General features: G+C 65.2%; 10 protein-coding genes. 8 read left to right on the top strand and 2 right to left on the bottom strand.

Annotated features, from left to right (window positions below; all coding sequences use genetic code 11):
* Window positions 1-7: 7 nt before the first annotated feature.
* From nrdE to ACSAGD_RS08980, 4 genes are all read left to right on the top strand, one after another.
* Window positions 8-2,107 carry a class 1b ribonucleoside-diphosphate reductase subunit alpha gene (gene nrdE / locus ACSAGD_RS08995; RefSeq protein ID WP_437585150.1) on the top strand — a complete coding sequence of 700 codons (2,100 nt, stop codon included), beginning with the start codon at window positions 8-10 and terminating at the stop codon, window positions 2,105-2,107.
* A 37-nt stretch (window positions 2,108-2,144) separates the two neighbouring features.
* The gene (nrdF, locus tag ACSAGD_RS08990; RefSeq protein ID WP_437582386.1) at window positions 2,145-3,125 is read left to right on the top strand and encodes a class 1b ribonucleoside-diphosphate reductase subunit beta; all 981 of its coding nucleotides are present in this window, start codon (window positions 2,145-2,147) and stop codon (window positions 3,123-3,125) included.
* 82 nt (window positions 3,126-3,207) lie between these two features.
* Complete coding sequence (locus ACSAGD_RS08985; protein WP_437582385.1) at window positions 3,208-3,984, top strand: thioesterase family protein; 777 nt, start codon at window positions 3,208-3,210, stop codon at window positions 3,982-3,984.
* Window positions 3,985-4,001: 17 nt separating this feature from the next.
* Entirely contained in the window at window positions 4,002-4,835 is an 834-nt protein-coding gene (locus ACSAGD_RS08980) for a sulfurtransferase (RefSeq protein WP_437582384.1), read from the top strand.
* Here the strand turns inward: ACSAGD_RS08980 and hrpA are convergent.
* Entirely contained in the window at window positions 4,832-8,665 is a 3,834-nt protein-coding gene (gene hrpA, locus ACSAGD_RS08975; RefSeq protein ID WP_437582383.1) for an ATP-dependent RNA helicase HrpA, read from the bottom strand. The genes ACSAGD_RS08980 and hrpA overlap by 4 nt on opposite strands.
* Window positions 8,666-8,761: 96 nt before the next feature.
* Between hrpA and galE the strand changes: the two genes are divergently transcribed.
* From galE to ACSAGD_RS08955, 4 genes are all read left to right on the top strand, one after another.
* Window positions 8,762-9,724 carry a UDP-glucose 4-epimerase GalE gene (galE, locus tag ACSAGD_RS08970; RefSeq protein ID WP_437582382.1) on the top strand — a complete coding sequence of 321 codons (963 nt, stop codon included), beginning with the start codon at window positions 8,762-8,764 and terminating at the stop codon, window positions 9,722-9,724.
* Window positions 9,725-9,875: 151 nt separating this feature from the next.
* Entirely contained in the window at window positions 9,876-10,196 is a 321-nt protein-coding gene (locus ACSAGD_RS08965; RefSeq protein WP_437582381.1) for a WhiB family transcriptional regulator, read from the top strand.
* Window positions 10,197-10,324: 128 nt separating this feature from the next.
* Window positions 10,325-13,303 (top strand): glycosyltransferase, encoded by a 2,979-nt coding sequence (locus ACSAGD_RS08960; protein WP_437582380.1) that lies wholly within the window; start codon window positions 10,325-10,327, stop codon window positions 13,301-13,303.
* Window positions 13,300-14,697 carry a DUF5719 family protein gene (locus ACSAGD_RS08955; protein WP_437582379.1) on the top strand — a complete coding sequence of 466 codons (1,398 nt, stop codon included), beginning with the start codon at window positions 13,300-13,302 and terminating at the stop codon, window positions 14,695-14,697. Before ACSAGD_RS08960 ends, ACSAGD_RS08955 begins: the two co-directional genes overlap by 4 nt.
* Before the next feature lie 62 nt (window positions 14,698-14,759).
* Here the strand turns inward: ACSAGD_RS08955 and ACSAGD_RS08950 are convergent, their stop codons facing one another.
* The gene (locus ACSAGD_RS08950) at window positions 14,760-15,212 is read right to left on the bottom strand and encodes a hypothetical protein (RefSeq protein WP_437582378.1); all 453 of its coding nucleotides are present in this window, start codon (window positions 15,210-15,212) and stop codon (window positions 14,760-14,762) included.
* Window positions 15,213-15,280: the final 68 nt, after the last annotated feature.

Genomic DNA, 15,280 nt, shown 5'->3' with positions numbered 1-15,280 from the left:
GAACGCCATGGACTACCACTCGCTCAACGCGATGCTGAATCTCTATGGACCCGACGGGCAGATTCAGTTCGACAAAGACAAGGAAGCCGCACGCGAGTTCTTCCTTCAGCACGTCAATCAGAACACGGTGTTCTTCCACTCGCTGAAGGAGCGCCTCGACTACCTCGTCGAGAAGCAGTACTACGAGAAGGCCGTTCTCGACCAGTACTCGTTCGAGTTCATCACGAAGCTCAACGACCTCGCGTACTCGAAGAAGTTCCGCTTCCAGACGTTCCTCGGCGCGTTCAAGTACTACACGTCGTACACGCTGAAGACGTTCGACGGCAAGCGCTACCTCGAGCGCTTCGAGGACCGCGTCGTGATGACTGCGCTCGGCCTCGCGCAAGGAGATGAGGAGCTCGCGATCAACCTCGTCGAGGAGATCATCTCCGGACGCTTCCAGCCGGCGACGCCGACGTTCCTGAACACGGGGAAAGCCCAGCGAGGCGAGCTCGTCTCGTGCTTCCTGCTGCGCATCGAAGACAACATGGAGTCGATCGCCCGAGGCATCAACTCGGCTCTGCAGCTCTCGAAGCGCGGCGGCGGCGTGGCACTCCTGCTCTCCAACATCCGTGAGTCGGGTGCGCCGATCAAGAAGATCGAGAACCAGTCTTCGGGAATCATCCCCGTGATGAAGCTCCTCGAGGACTCCTTCAGCTATGCGAATCAGCTGGGCGCTCGTCAGGGCGCAGGTGCTGTCTACCTCAACGCCCACCACCCGGACATCCTGCGTTTCCTCGACACCAAGCGAGAGAACGCCGATGAGAAGATCCGCATCAAGACCCTCTCGCTCGGTGTGGTCATCCCCGACATCACCTTCGAGCTCGCGAAGAAGGGGGAGGACATGTACCTGTTCTCGCCCTACGACGTCGAGCGTGTGTACGGTGTGCCCTTCGGCGACATCTCCGTGTCGGAGAAGTACCAGGAGATGGTCGACGATTCCCGCATCTCGAAGACGAAGATCAACGCGCGCGAGTTCTTCCAGACTCTCGCCGAGATCCAGTTCGAGTCGGGTTACCCCTACATCGTGTTCGAAGACACCGTGAACCGGGCGAACCCGATCAAGGGCCGCATCAACATGTCGAACCTGTGCTCGGAGATCCTCCAGGTCAACACTCCGACGACCTACAACACCGATCTCTCCTATGACCAGATCGGCAAGGACATCTCCTGCAACCTGGGCTCGCTCAACATCGCGCTGACGATGGACTCGCCGGACTTCGGCCGCTCCATCGAGACGGCGATCCGTGGTCTCACCTCGGTGTCGGATCAGAGCCACATCAACTCGGTCCGCTCCATCGAGGATGGCAACGACAAGTCCCACGCCATCGGTCTCGGGCAGATGAACCTTCACGGCTACCTGGCGCGTGAGCACGTGCACTACGGCAGCGAAGAGGGCATCGACTTCACGAACATCTACTTCTACACGGTGCTCTACCACGCACTCCGTGCGTCGAACACGATCGCCAAGGAGCGCGGTGAGGTCTTCGAAGGCTTCGAAGACTCGAAGTACGCGTCGGGCGAGTTCTTCACGAAGTACATCGAGCAGGTGTGGGAACCGGAGACGGAGAAGGTGCGTGAGCTGTTCGCCCACGTGCACATCCCGACTCAGGAAGACTGGGAGCAGCTGAAGGACGACGTCCAGAAGCACGGGATCTACAACCAGAACCTGCAGGCGGTTCCGCCGACGGGGTCGATCTCGTACATCAACAACTCCACGTCATCGATCCACCCGATCGCCTCGAAGATCGAGATCCGCAAGGAAGGCAAGATCGGCCGTGTGTACTACCCGGCGCCGTTCATGACGAACGACAACCTCGAGTACTACACCGACGCCTACGAGATCGGCTACGAGAAGATCATCGACACCTACGCCGCGGCAACGCAGCACGTCGACCAGGGTCTCTCCCTCACGCTGTTCTTCAAGGACTCGGCGACTACACGTGACATCAACCGCGCGCAGATCTACGCATGGCGCAAGGGCATCAAGACGATCTACTACATCCGTCTGCGCCAGCTCGCACTCGAAGGAACCGACGTCAGCGAGTGCGTCAGCTGCATGCTCTAAACGCCGCGACACGATACGTGAAAGGTAAAGGAAACCAGTGACCCCTCCAGAGAAGCTCAAGCTGGTCGACCACGTTCAAGCGATCAACTGGAACCGCATCGAGGACGAGAAGGACGTCGAGGTGTGGCACCGCCTCACCGGAAACTTCTGGCTCCCCGAGAAGGTTCCGCTGTCGAACGACGTGCAGTCGTGGAACACGCTGAACGCGCAGGAGCAGGAGCTCACCATGCGCGTGTTCACCGGGCTCACGCTGCTCGACACGATTCAGGGAACCGTGGGCGCCGTGTCGCTCATCCCGGATGCTGTGACGCCGCACGAGGAGGCCGTGTACACCAACATCGCCTTCATGGAGTCCGTCCACGCGAAGAGCTACTCGTCGATCTTCTCGACGCTGTGCTCGACGAAGGAGATCGACGAGGCGTTCCGCTGGTCGGTCGAGAACGAGAACCTTCAGCGCAAGGCATCCATCATCATCGACTACTACCGAGGTGACGAGCCTCTGAAGCGGAAGGTGGCCTCGACGCTGCTCGAGTCCTTCCTCTTCTACTCCGGCTTCTACCTTCCCATGTACTGGTCGAGCCGCGCGAAGCTGACCAACACGGCGGACCTGATCCGTCTGATCATCCGCGACGAGGCCGTGCACGGGTACTACATCGGCTACAAGTACCAGAAGGGCCTCGAGAAGGTCACCGAGGCCGAGCGGGATGAACTGAAGGACTACACGTTCAACCTGCTGTACGAGCTCTACGAGAACGAGGTTCAGTACACGCAGGACCTCTATGACGGCGTCGGCCTGACCGAGGACGTCAAGAAGTTCCTGCACTATAACGCGAACAAGGCGCTGATGAACCTCGGCTATGAGCCGATGTTCCCGAAGACCGTCACCGACGTGAACCCATCGATCCTGTCGGCGCTCTCGCCGAACGCCGACGAGAACCACGACTTCTTCTCGGGGTCGGGCTCGTCGTACGTCATCGGCAAGGCCGTCTCGACGGAAGACGAGGACTGGGACTTCTAAGAGACCAGATCGCTCGTGGGGCGGATGCCGGTTCAGGCCGGCATCCGCCCCACTCTGCGTCTCACGTGGCAGACTGAAGCTGATGACAGAGCCGTACTACCGCGACCTCGGCGGAAACAGATTCGAGTCGACCATTCACGCACAGGGCGCGTGGAATGAGCACGAGCAGCACATGGCACCGGCATCCGGACTGCTGACACACGTGATCGACAGAGAGTTCTCCCGAGAGGGCCTGCGCATCGCTCGACTGAGCTTCGAGATCTACGGGATCATCGAGGGCGGAGAATTCGAGGTTCGCACACAGGTGCTTCGCCCGGGTCGGACGATCGAGCTGGTGCAGGCGGACATGATCTGCGGCGAGCGGACAGCGATCTCGGCACGCGCGTGGCTCCTCCACACCAGCGACACCGGCGACCTGCAGGGCGTCGAAGACGAACCGATGCCTCCGGTCAGCGCCTCGGAGCCGTGGACCGGCATGTCACCGTGGCCCGGCGGCTTCATCGAGTCCGTCGAGTTCCGCACGATCGACGGAAGCCGGCCCGGGCACCGCCGGTCGTGGCTGCGGTCCGAGCATCCTCTCGTGGACACCGACAGCGTCTCGCCGCTCGCGCACCTGGTGCGGCTGATCGACACGACGAACGGGCTCTCCGCACGAGAGAGTCCCGAGCGACTGATCTTTCCGAACGTCGACCTTCAGATCCATGTGCACCGACTGCCGTCGGGAGAGTGGATCGGCATCGACGGACGTCAGCAGTTCGGTCCCGATGGAGTCGGACTGACCTCCACCGTGCTGAACGACGAGAATGGACCGTTCGCGCGAGCAGAGCAGATTCTCACGCTTCGGCGTCGCGACGGCTGATCGAGTAAGGAGAATCCGTGTCACGTGCGCTACTGACCCCTGCAGAGCTCGCAGAACTCATTGAGCGCGGCGAGCAGCTCAGCATTCTTGACGTCAGGTGGACTCTGCAGCAGCCCGACGGGCGCGAGGACTACCGGGAGGGGCACATCCCCGGCGCGGTCTACGTCGACCTCGAGCGCGATCTCGCAGACCCTGCTCAGGCGCCTGAACGGGGGAGGCATCCACTTCCCGACGCCGATCACTTCGCCGAGACGGTTGCGCGTCTCGGCATCGACGCCGGTGACACGATCGTCGTCTACGACGCGTGGAACAGCATGGGCGCATCCCGTGCCTGGTGGCTGCTCGAGTGGGCTGGGCTGCCGAACGTGCGAGTGCTCGACGGAGGTCTCTCCGCGTGGACGGCCTCCGGGCACGAGCTCGAGACAGGCGAGGTCAGGCCGGTGCGCGGCACGGCACGCGCCGGTTCGGGCGAACGTCCGGTCATCGATATCGACGGCGCCGCTGGCTTCCCCGAGCGAGGCACGCTCATCGATGCTCGGGCACCGGAGCGGTACCGGGGCGAGACTGAGCCGATGGATCCGCGAGCCGGGCACATTCCCGGCGCGGTGAACGTGCCATCGGCGTCCTACATGGAGGACGGACGGTTCCGGAGTCCCGATGAGATTCGGCGGGTCTTCGTCGAGGCCGGGGCCGATGAGGATGCCTCGGTCGCGACGTACTGCGGCTCCGGGGTGACCGCTGCTCAGGCGGCGCTTGCGCTGCACGAGATCGGCGTCGAGACCGCCCTCTATCCCGGATCGTGGAGCGAGTGGTCCGCGGACCCGGAGCGTCCTGCCGCGACGGGCGGCTAGCCGGAGAGCACCTTCAGAATTCGCTGCGGTGACACGGTGTACGCCGTGCCGAGGTGCTGCGCGAAATAGCTGATGCGCAGCTCTTCGAGCATCCAGCGTGCCTTCACGATCTTCTCGGGAGCGAACGGCTCGAGCGGAATCGTTCCACCGGCCTTCTCGAATGCCGAGGTGACCTTCTGCACATCGAGCATCCACGCCCGATCACGGCTCGGGTTGTCGGGCAGCTTCACTGCGCGGTGCGCGACTCCCGCAGCGTAGCGGGGCAGATGCTGCAGCTGCTCACGACCTGTGCGCGAGACGAAGCCGGGAAAGACGAGCCCAGCCAGCTGTGCTTTTGCGTCGGTGAGGGACGGCAGCACCGTCATGCTCGTCGCCCGAGAGAGCGCCTTCTCTGCGTCGCGGGCCGCTGCGAGGGTGCGGGCGACGAGAGAGACCGTCTCGAACATCGCGTCCATCACTGACGACGAGACGCGATCGCGGATCGACTCGAATTGGGCACGTGTGAAGACCATCCCATCGGGAGCCACGCGGAACAGCACATCGTCGATGACCGCGACAAGGCAGTCGTCGAACAGCTGCGCGGTCGATGAATACGGGCTCGCGCTGAGCGTCAGCTTCTCCGCGGCCGTGAGATGCTGCTGAACGTAGGACGCGGGGCTCGGCGTGGCGAGAATGAGAAGCCGACGGATGCCTCCGGGCATCGCCCTCCGCTGATCAGCCTCCGAGGCCTCGACGCGAATGGACACGCTGTCGCCGTTGTCGACGAGTGCCGGGTAGCCGCGAATGACACCACCTGGTTGAGACGTGTCAACGTAGCGCGGCAGCTCGTCGACATCCCACGTGGTGAGCCCCGAGCGCTCGATCCGGTTGGGCACGCGTGCGGCGGCGACCCGCGCAACGCTCGCGCGTGTGCGGGACTTGAGACGCTCCTGCAGCCTGCGGAGATCCTTCGACGATGCGACCGTCTTGCCCCGATCATCGGTCACACGGAACGTCATCGCAAGGTGAGGCGGGATGCGCGACAGGTCGAAGTCGCTGGCGTCGATCGGCATGTAGGCGAGCCGTTTGATGGCGATGGCGAGAGCGGCCGCGAGCGTATCTGCGTCGGTGGACTCCGGCTCGGGTGGAGCATCCGGAAGCTCGGCCATCAGCTTGGCCGCCCAATCGGCGGCGGGCACGATGTTTCGGCGCAGCGACTTCGGGAGCGACTTGATCATCGCGGTCACGAGTTCGTGTCGAAGCCCGGGCACCTGCCAATCGAATCCGGCGGGAGAGAGCCGGGGCAGAAGTGCGAGGGGAACGGATGCCGTCACACCGTCGTCCTCCGCGCCGGGCTCGAACCGATAGGAAAGCTGCAGAGTCTGGTCGCCCTGGCGCCACGTCGGCGGAAACTGCTCCTCGTCGACGTCAGGAAGGTCGCCCGGCAGAAGATCCTCCGGGGCCATGGTCAGAAGGTCGGGTGTCTCCTGGCGCGTCGTCCGCCACCACTTCTCGAAGGTGCGCGTCGACACGACGTCCGCGGGGATTCGCGCGTCGTAGAACTCGAAGACCGCCTCGTCGTCAAAGAGGATGTCTCGTCGACGCGTGCGCTCCTCGAGACCGAGGAGCTCGCGCCGCAGCGCCGTGTTGGCTCGGTCGAAGCTCTGCCGTGAGTCCCACTCGCCCTCGACGAGCGCGTGACGGATGAACAGCTCGCGCGAGAGCGCGGCGTCGATGCGCGCGTACTGCACGCGTCGCCGCGGAATGATCGGAACGCCGTACAGCATGACCTTCTCGTACGCGACGACCGCTCCCTGACGCTTCTCCCAGTGCGGCTCCGAGTAGCTCCGCTTGCACAGGTCGCCCGCGATCGCCTCGGCCCAGGCGGGATCGATGGCAGCGTTCGTGCGCGCGAAGAGCCGACTGGTCTCCACGAGCTCCGCGCTCATGATCGCGTTCGGCTGCTTCTTCGCGAGGGCCGACCCCGGAAAGATCACGAATCTGGTGCCTCGCGCACCGATGTAGTCGCCCTTCTTGGGCGGTCGCTGCCCGCGCTTCGCATTCTGCGACGCTGCGGCTGCGGCATCCTTCAACCCGATATGGGAGAGCAGGCCGGCCAGAAGCGAGCGATGGATGCCGTCGGGGTTCACCGCCGGATCGCCGATGTGCAGCCCGAGAGGCTTCGCCATGCGCGTGAGCTGGCGATAGACGTCCTGCCATTCGCGTACGCGCAGATAGTTCAGAAATTCGCGTTTGCACATGCGACGGAACGCGCTCGACGACAGCTCGCGCTGCTTCTCCTCGAGGTGGTTCCAGAGGTTGAGGAAGGACAGGAAGTCGCTCGTCGGGTCGACGAACCGAGCATGAAGCTCGTCGGCCTGCTGCCGCTTTTCGAGCGGACGCTCGCGTGGGTCCTGAATGGTGAGGGCGGCGACGATCGCGAGCACCTCCCGTGAGGTGCTCCACCGCTTCGACTCGATGACCATGCGCGCGAATCGCGGGTCGATCGGCAGCCGCGCGAGATCGCGTCCGATCTTCGTGAGCGCGAGGTCTGCGCCGGTTGAGCGCTTCAGAGCTCCCAGCTCCGTCAGCAGATCGGTGCCGTCCTTGATGCCGCGAGAGTCCGGCGGCTGGAGGAACGGGAACGCGGTGATCTCACCGAGTCCGAGCGAGACCATCTGCAGGATGACCGCGGCGAGGTTTGTGCGCAGGATCTCGGGTTCGGTGAACTCGGGCCGTCGCTCGAAGTCGGCCTCGGAGTAGAGGCGGATCGCGATTCCCGGACTCGTGCGCCCTGAGCGCCCCGAACGCTGATTCGCGGATGCCTGCGAGATCGGCTCGATGGGCAGACGCTGCACCTTCGAACGGACGCTGTAGCGCGAGATGCGCGCGGTTCCGGCGTCGATGACATAGCGGATGCCGGGAACCGTGAGACTCGTCTCGGCCACGTTCGTCGCGAGCACGACCCGGCGCTTCACTCCCGTCAGCTCCGAGGGCTGGAAGACCTTGTGCTGATCTGCTGAGCTGAGCCGGCCGTAGAGGGGGAGGATCTCCGTGACCCCGCCGCGCTCGCCGGCGAACTTGCTGCGCAGGGCGTCTGCGGCATCCCTGATCTCCGCTTCACCGCTCAGGAACACCAGGACATCCCCGAGGGAGTCGCGCGCGAGTTCGTCGAGAGCGTCGGAGATGCCGTCGACGACCGTTCGATCCTGCGTGGACGACGAAGAGGCGTCTTCGTCGTCGTCCTCCGTCTCGTCGTCCTCTGCGACGAGCGGGCGGTAGCGGATCTCGACCGGGAACGTTCGCCCCGACACCTCGATGATCGGAGCGCCCCCGAAGTGCTCGGCGAAGCTCTCGGGGTCGATCGTGGCGGAGGTGATGATGACCTTGAGATCGGGCCGCTTCGGCAGCAGCCGCTTGAGGTAGCCGAGCAGGAAGTCGATGTTGAGGCTGCGCTCGTGCGCCTCGTCGATGATGATCGTGTCGTAGGCACGCAGCAGCCGGTCACGGTGGATCTCGTTCAAGAGGATGCCGTCCGTCATCAGCTTGATCTTGGTGCTCTGCGAGACACGATCGGTGAAGCGCACCTGATAGCCCACGAGGTCACCGAGATCGGAGCCGAGCTCGGAGGCCACGCGCTCCGCAATCGTGCGCGCTGCCAGACGCCGCGGCTGCGTGTGACCGATGGAATCGCGCCCCAGCTCGAGGCAGATCTTCGGCAGCTGGGTCGTCTTGCCCGAGCCCGTCGCGCCCGCCACGATGACCACCTGATTGTCGCGGATCGCTGTGGCGATCTGATCGCGCATCTGGCTGACGGGCAGCTCGGGCGGGTACGAGATCGACGAAGACATAGCGTTCCATCCTATCTTCGTGTGGCCTCCCCGGGCGTGCCTCGCTATGCTCAGTGAGGGCCGCAGCGGTCCACACGTCGATCCTGAGGAGGATGCATGGCCTGGCTTGTCACCGGAGGCGCCGGATACATCGGAGCACACGTGGTGCGCGCGTTCCAATCCGAAGGTATCGACGTCGTCGTTCTCGACAGCTTGGCCAGCGGGCACTCCTCCTTCGTGCCGGAGGGAGTCCCGTTCGTGCGCGGCTCGATCCTCGACCGTGAGCTCGTGGAGAAGACGCTCGTCGATCACGCAGTCACCGGTGTCGTCCACGTCGCAGGCTTCAAGTACGCCGGGGTCTCGGTGCAGAAGCCGCTGCACACCTACGAGCAGAACGTGACCGGAACAGCGGTCCTCCTCGAGGCGATGCAGGCGTCTGGCATCGACAAGATCGTGTTCTCGTCGAGCGCCGCCGTGTACGGCACTCCCGACGTCGATCTCGTCACGGAGGACACCCCGAAGTCGCCGCAGTCGCCCTACGGGGAGTCCAAGCTGATCGGAGAGTGGATCCTGCGCGATCAGGAGACCGCGACCGGTCTCGCGCACACCTCGCTGCGGTACTTCAACGTTGTGGGCTCGGGATACGACGACGTCTACGACACGAGCCCGCACAACCTGTTCCCGCTCGTCTTCGACGCGCTTCTCGCCGATGAGACCCCGCGCATCAACGGCAACGACTACCCGACGCCCGACGGCACGTGCGTCCGCGACTACATTCACGTCGCAGATCTCGCACTGTCGCACGTGGCCGCGGCCAAGAGGCTCGAGGCGGGCGACCGGATCGAACCGGTCTACAACCTCGGCTCCGGCGACGGCGTCTCCGTCGGCGAGATCATGAGGACCGTCGCTGACGTCACCGAGATTGCGTTCACTCCCGTGATCGCTCCGCGTCGCCCCGGCGATCCGGCACGCATCGTCGCGTCGGGGGAGCGCGCCGCACGCGATCTCGATTGGAAGATGCGGCACAGTCTCGCCGAGATGGTTTCGAGCGCGTGGGATGCTCGTCGACGAGCTCAGTAGAGCTCAATGCGGTAACACGCGGTGAGTCGTAAACCCTCGAGGGCGGGTTGAGGGTTTAGCATTCGCGACTTGACCCAGACGAATTACAGGGGTGTAATTTACTGAACACGCTGTTCGGCGTGTTGCGGGTAACACAAGGTGGGGAGACGATATGGCAATGCCAGAATATCGTTCCGGAGTTCCCGATGACTGGTTCGTTGACCCGGTTCAGTTGGGGGTGCCAGGAGTTCGGCGGAATGTCGACGATGACAATCCTCTGGCGTGGCAGGCAGACGCGCTGTGCGCGCAGACTGACCCGGAAGCATTCTTTCCGGAGAAGGGCGGGTCGACGCGCGACGCAAAGCGCATCTGCGAGAGTTGCGAGGTCCGCTCGGAATGCCTGGAATATGCACTTGAGAACGACGAGCGCTTCGGCATCTGGGGAGGGCTCTCAGAGCGAGAGCGCCGCAGGCTGAAGAAGCGCGCGGGCTGACGGCTCAGCTGTGAATTCGCAGGATGCGGCGGCGACATGATCGCCGCCGCATCCTGCTTTTGCACTCGGGCGTGCCGCGTCACGATCTTCAGAATGCGCACATAAGCTTGGCCCATATGGAAACTCGAGTGACTGCGCTCGTCGTCGTGAACCGAGACGTCGACCACGTGCGCCGAACCCTCGCCGCACTCGAACGGCAGACTCATCCCGTCGACAGCATCGTCGCCATCGCTCTCGATGCGCCGGACGAGGTCACGTCGCTTCTTGACGGTGCGGTCGATCGCATCGTCACCTCCGCCGAGAGCCTGACATTCGGCCGAGCCGTCAATGCGGGAGAGAAGACGCTCGAGGACCCACGCGGTGAGGACGACTTCCTGTGGCTGCTCGCGCAGGACACCGCGCCCGAGCCCCGCGCGCTCGAGGTCCTGCTCGCCCGTTTCGAGACATCGCCCTCCGCCGCGGTCGCGGGGCCGAAGCTCGTCGACTGGAACGATCCTTCTCGGCTGAGAGGGATCGGCGAGACCGTCACGACATCAGGGCAAACCGTCGCGTACGTCGACGACCAGCTCGATCAAGGGCAGTACGACACGCTCAGCGACGTGCTCGCCGTCGGAGGCGCAGGGATGCTCGTCAGGCACGTTGTCTGGCGTGAGGTCGAGGGAATGGACCCTGCCCTCGGACCGATCGACGACGGTCTTGACTTCTGCATCCGCGCACGGCTCACCGGCCGACGCGTCGTGCTGGCCCCCGGCGCCGTCGTCGCGATCGCGGGCGACGGCATCACCGGAGTGCCCCGCTCACGACGTTGGACCGTCAAGCAGCGGCGCGCACGCTACACGCGCACAGCGGAGCTCCACCGTCGCCTCGTCTATGCGAAGCCCATCGCGCTTCCCTTCCTCTGGGTCTCGCTCATCCCTCTCGCGCTGTTCCGCTCGGTGTGGCTGCTGATCCGCAAGCAGCCCGAGCTGATCGCCGCGGAGTTCCGAGCGGCCACGTGGGTGACCGTGGGCGGCACCCACGTGCCGGCGGCCCGCGCGAGGCTCGCGCAGGCGAAGAGCGTCAGCTGGTCCGCGCTCGCAGGGCTCAAGATCTCGCGCCGCGAGATGGCTCGTCGCAAACGTCTGGAGCGGGACGAGGCGGTTCCACTCGGAGCGGCCGAGCGGACGGATCTGCGCTTCTTCTCGGGCGGCGGAGCTTGGATCGCCCTCGCTTCACTTCTCGCGGGTGCGATCCTGTTCATCCGGTTCGTTCCGGCGACCACCCTGGGCGGCGGCGGACTCCTGCCGCTGAGCGGCAGCGCCGTCGAACTCTGGCAGAACGTCGGCTACGGCTGGCGAAGCGTCGGCGACGGCTTCGTCGGCGCTGCGGATCCGTTCGCAGTGGTGGTGGCGATTCTCGGCACGCTCACATTCTGGCAGCCCTCGTACTCGCTTGTGCTGCTGTGGATCCTCGCTCTGCCGCTCGCGACTCTGACCGCTTGGTTCGCCGCCACGCGCTTGACCGAGCGCAGCGGACTGCGCAATCTTGCGGCCATCGTGTGGACCCTGGCCCCGACCTTCTTGATCGCTCTCGCTGACGGAAGACCCGCTGCGGTCATCGCCCACATCCTGTTGCCGCTGCTCTTCTCGGCCGGCTGCGTCGCCGCGCGCTCGTGGGGCGCTGCGGCGGCGGCATCCCTGCTTCTGGCCATCATCGCCGCGTGCTCGCCCTCGCTGCTACCCGCACTCCTCGTGCTCTGGGTCGTCGCGCTGATCGCCGCCCGGGCGCGCTTCGGCCGCGTGCTCTTCATTCCGGCGCCCCTCATCGCTCTGTTCGGGCCGCTCGTATGGCAGCAGGGCATCGTCGGCGGTCGCTGGTTCGCGCTGCTTGCGGATCCTGGAAAGCCGCTCGCCTCGCCAGACGTGACCGTGACCGATCTCCTCCTCGGATCCCCCCAGTCGGGTGGGGGCGGATGGAACACGCTCATGGACACCATGGGACTTCCGCCGCTCGTGGCGACCATCGCCGTCCCGGTTCTCCTCGCCCCGCTTGTGCTCGTCGCTCTCGCCGGACTCTTCGTCCGCGGGATGAGTCGAACCGTCGTGCTGTGGGGCGTCGCGCTCCTTGGCTTCGCGACCGCTCTGCTTGCGACGCACATCGCCGTGACGTTCATCGAGGCCGAGGCGACGACGGTCTGGCCCGGTGTCGGCCTGAGTCTGATGTGGCTCGGCATCACGGGAGCGGCGGTCAATGCCTGCGACGGACTGCGCGCTCGCGGTAGCATCCCCGCCCTCGTCGCCGGTGTGACGGCCGCGGCCTTCGCCGTGCCCGCGCTACTCATCGTTCCGATGGGCGGCGGCTCGGTGGTCTCGAGCGACGGGCGTACGCTTCCGGCATACGTCACTGCTGCCGCATCGAATGATCCGGGTCTCGGTACGCTGCGAATCACGCCACAGCCCGACGGATCCATCGTCGCGACTGTTCTGCGCGGCTCCGGGGAACGACTCGACACGCAGTCGACCCTCGTGAGCACGGGAGCTCTCGTCGCCGACCCCGAGGGCGAACTCGCCGAGCTCACGGGCAACATGGTCTCCGTGAGCGGGCGCGACGTCGGAGAGGACCTTGTGAACCGTGGGATCGAGTTCATCGTGCTCGCTCCCGTGTCAGACGATGCGTCAGAGGAGGCCGTCGCGGTCTCGGATCGCGCGCGGACCTCGCTCGATGCGAACGCCGAGATCGAGAACGTCGGCGACACGGACTCGGGGCTGCTGTGGCGAGCCGTCGATGAGGTCGAAGGTGTGGAGCCCGGAGAGGTGCGCACGGTCGGCACGACGCTGTCGCTCGCCGCGCTCGTGCTCGTCACGCTCGTCGCTCTGCTGGTGGCTATTCCGACCGGAAGCTCGCGTGAGGCCGCCCGGATGAGTCCGCGCACGGTCGGGAAGCGCCCGGCGGGAGAAGGCATGGCGATCCGCGAGGGGACGGACGATCAGGACTTTCTCGCCGACCCCGACGCCGAGGCCGAGCCCGACTGGGCAGATGTGGTTTCGCTTCCGGGCGAGGACGACGGACCCGGAGCCGTCCCGGACGAAGACGAGTCCAGCGAACCAGCAGAGGGAGGACGCTCGTGACGAAGCTGAATACGCTCTGGGGCGTCGGCGTCCGCACCGCAGTGGGTGCGACGACGGTCGTCGTGCTCGGACTCTGCGGCACCGCCGCGTTCTTCGTGGACGCTCCGTCGTATCGGGCCGAGGCGGTTCCCGAGAAGGTCACGCCCGTGCCGTCTGATCAGCTCCGGGTCTGTGCGGGGAGTCTTCTCGACGTCGGCCGAGACGCGGATGCCGCTACGGCGGTGACCCGCCTCGGCGACCCCACTCTCGCCAGCCACGCCACCGACGATGCAGAGCTAGTGACCGATTCGATCGCCGCACCGGACGTCACCTCCGATGCTGACGGCCCGGCGACGGTGTCCCTGTCAGCGGATGCGATCGCCGACGGCGCGCTGTCGGCGGCGGCACTCTCGCAGAACGTCACGACGGAGACGACCGCGGGTTTCGCGGCATCCGAGTGCCGTGAGACGGCCAATGAACTGTGGCTCTCTGCAGGGTCGACGGATGTCGGACGCACGAGTCTCGTCGTACTGAACAATCCGACGGACGTCGAAGCGAGTGTCGACCTTGAGGTCTCGGGGGAGAACGGGCCGATCGAGAGCCCGAACAGCAAGGGACTGCTCATCGCGCCACGATCGCAGAAGGTCGTGTCTCTGGCGGGCATCGCCCCCAACACGGTGATGCCCGTCGTCCATGTGACGAGTACAGGCACCGACATTCAGGCGTGGCTGCAGCAGTCGTCGATCCGCGGGCTGGTCCCGGCGGGCATCGAGATGGCCGGCGCTGGTGCTGCCCCCTCGGAGAGTGTCTGGATTCCTGCCGTGACGATCTACGGCGGACAGCCGAAGGTCTCGACGGGCTCGTATGACGACCGGACGCCGTCTCTTCGCCTGTACGCCACGGAGGATAAGCCGACGCACGTCGCAGCGACGGTGACCGACGAAGACGGCGACACCGTCGAGACGTTCGACGTCGACATCAAGGCGCAGACGGTCACCGAGTTTCCCCTGACCTCGCTCGACTCCGGGCGCTACAGCATCGAATTGGATGCCTCATCGCCGATCGTGGCGTCTGCCCGAACGACGACCGAAGACGATAAGCAGGGCGACTTCACCTGGTTCAGTTCGGCGGACCCGCTGAACTCGGCGTTCGAGGTGCCCGCAGCTCCAGGACCCGAACCGACACTCGTCGTGACGAATCCCGGCGACGAATCGGTCGACGTCGCGATCGGAGACCGGTCGGAGACGATCGAGCCCGGCGGAATGGTCACGGCGGAGGCCAGTGATCCGCTCACGGTGGACCCGTCCGCGCCGGTGATGGCCGCAGTCACCTACGGCAAGGGCACGGAGGTGTCGTCGTTCACGATCACGCCACCGAAGCCGGCATCCGAACCGGTTGACGTCTACGTGCGCTGAGTCGCCGTCGACCGCGAATCGCCGTCGTCTGCTCGTCGTCTGCTCGCGGGTGAGATGACGTCTCAGCGCGAGCCTGGAAAGCCGGGGTCGATCTCCCAGGGGTCGAGCCCGATGTACTCGGCTGCAGCCTGAAAGGTGCAGCTCTCGGCTGCCATGCGGCGGTGAAGGTCATCATCGATGTGCAGCCGTGTGAGGCGCTGGATGGGCACGCGATACAGCACGATGAGACGTTCATCTCGGTTGATGCTCCAGCGGTCGAGACCGTCGCCGTGCTGAATGCTCGTCGGCATGCCCGCGATCGCGAATTGCACGTCGCCGAGCTCCTCCGGGTAAGCTCCTCGCAGGTATTCAGCGGCAGCCGTGACGCTGATTGCGAAGAGGTCGACGCGACCGGCGAGAGGGCGAAGCGGCGGACGCAGCACTGAGCTGCGGCCTGCGCGTCCATGACGGTCGTGCCGGGGAGCGGGGCGAGCGAACATCTCACGCTTGCCTCGCCCGGAGATGCGTCGTGCCATAACCTCATCGTATGGCAGCACGGCCCCAGATTGGGGAGAGGGCCCGGGTGGGAAAGCACCGTAAACTG

Origin of the sequence: Paramicrobacterium salitolerans (assembly GCF_051513965.1) — a bacterium.
Taxonomy (GTDB): Bacteria; Actinomycetota; Actinomycetes; order Actinomycetales; family Microbacteriaceae; genus Paramicrobacterium.
Note: the sequence above shows the minus strand (reverse complement) of the source record. Positions and strands in the feature narration are given on the sequence as shown.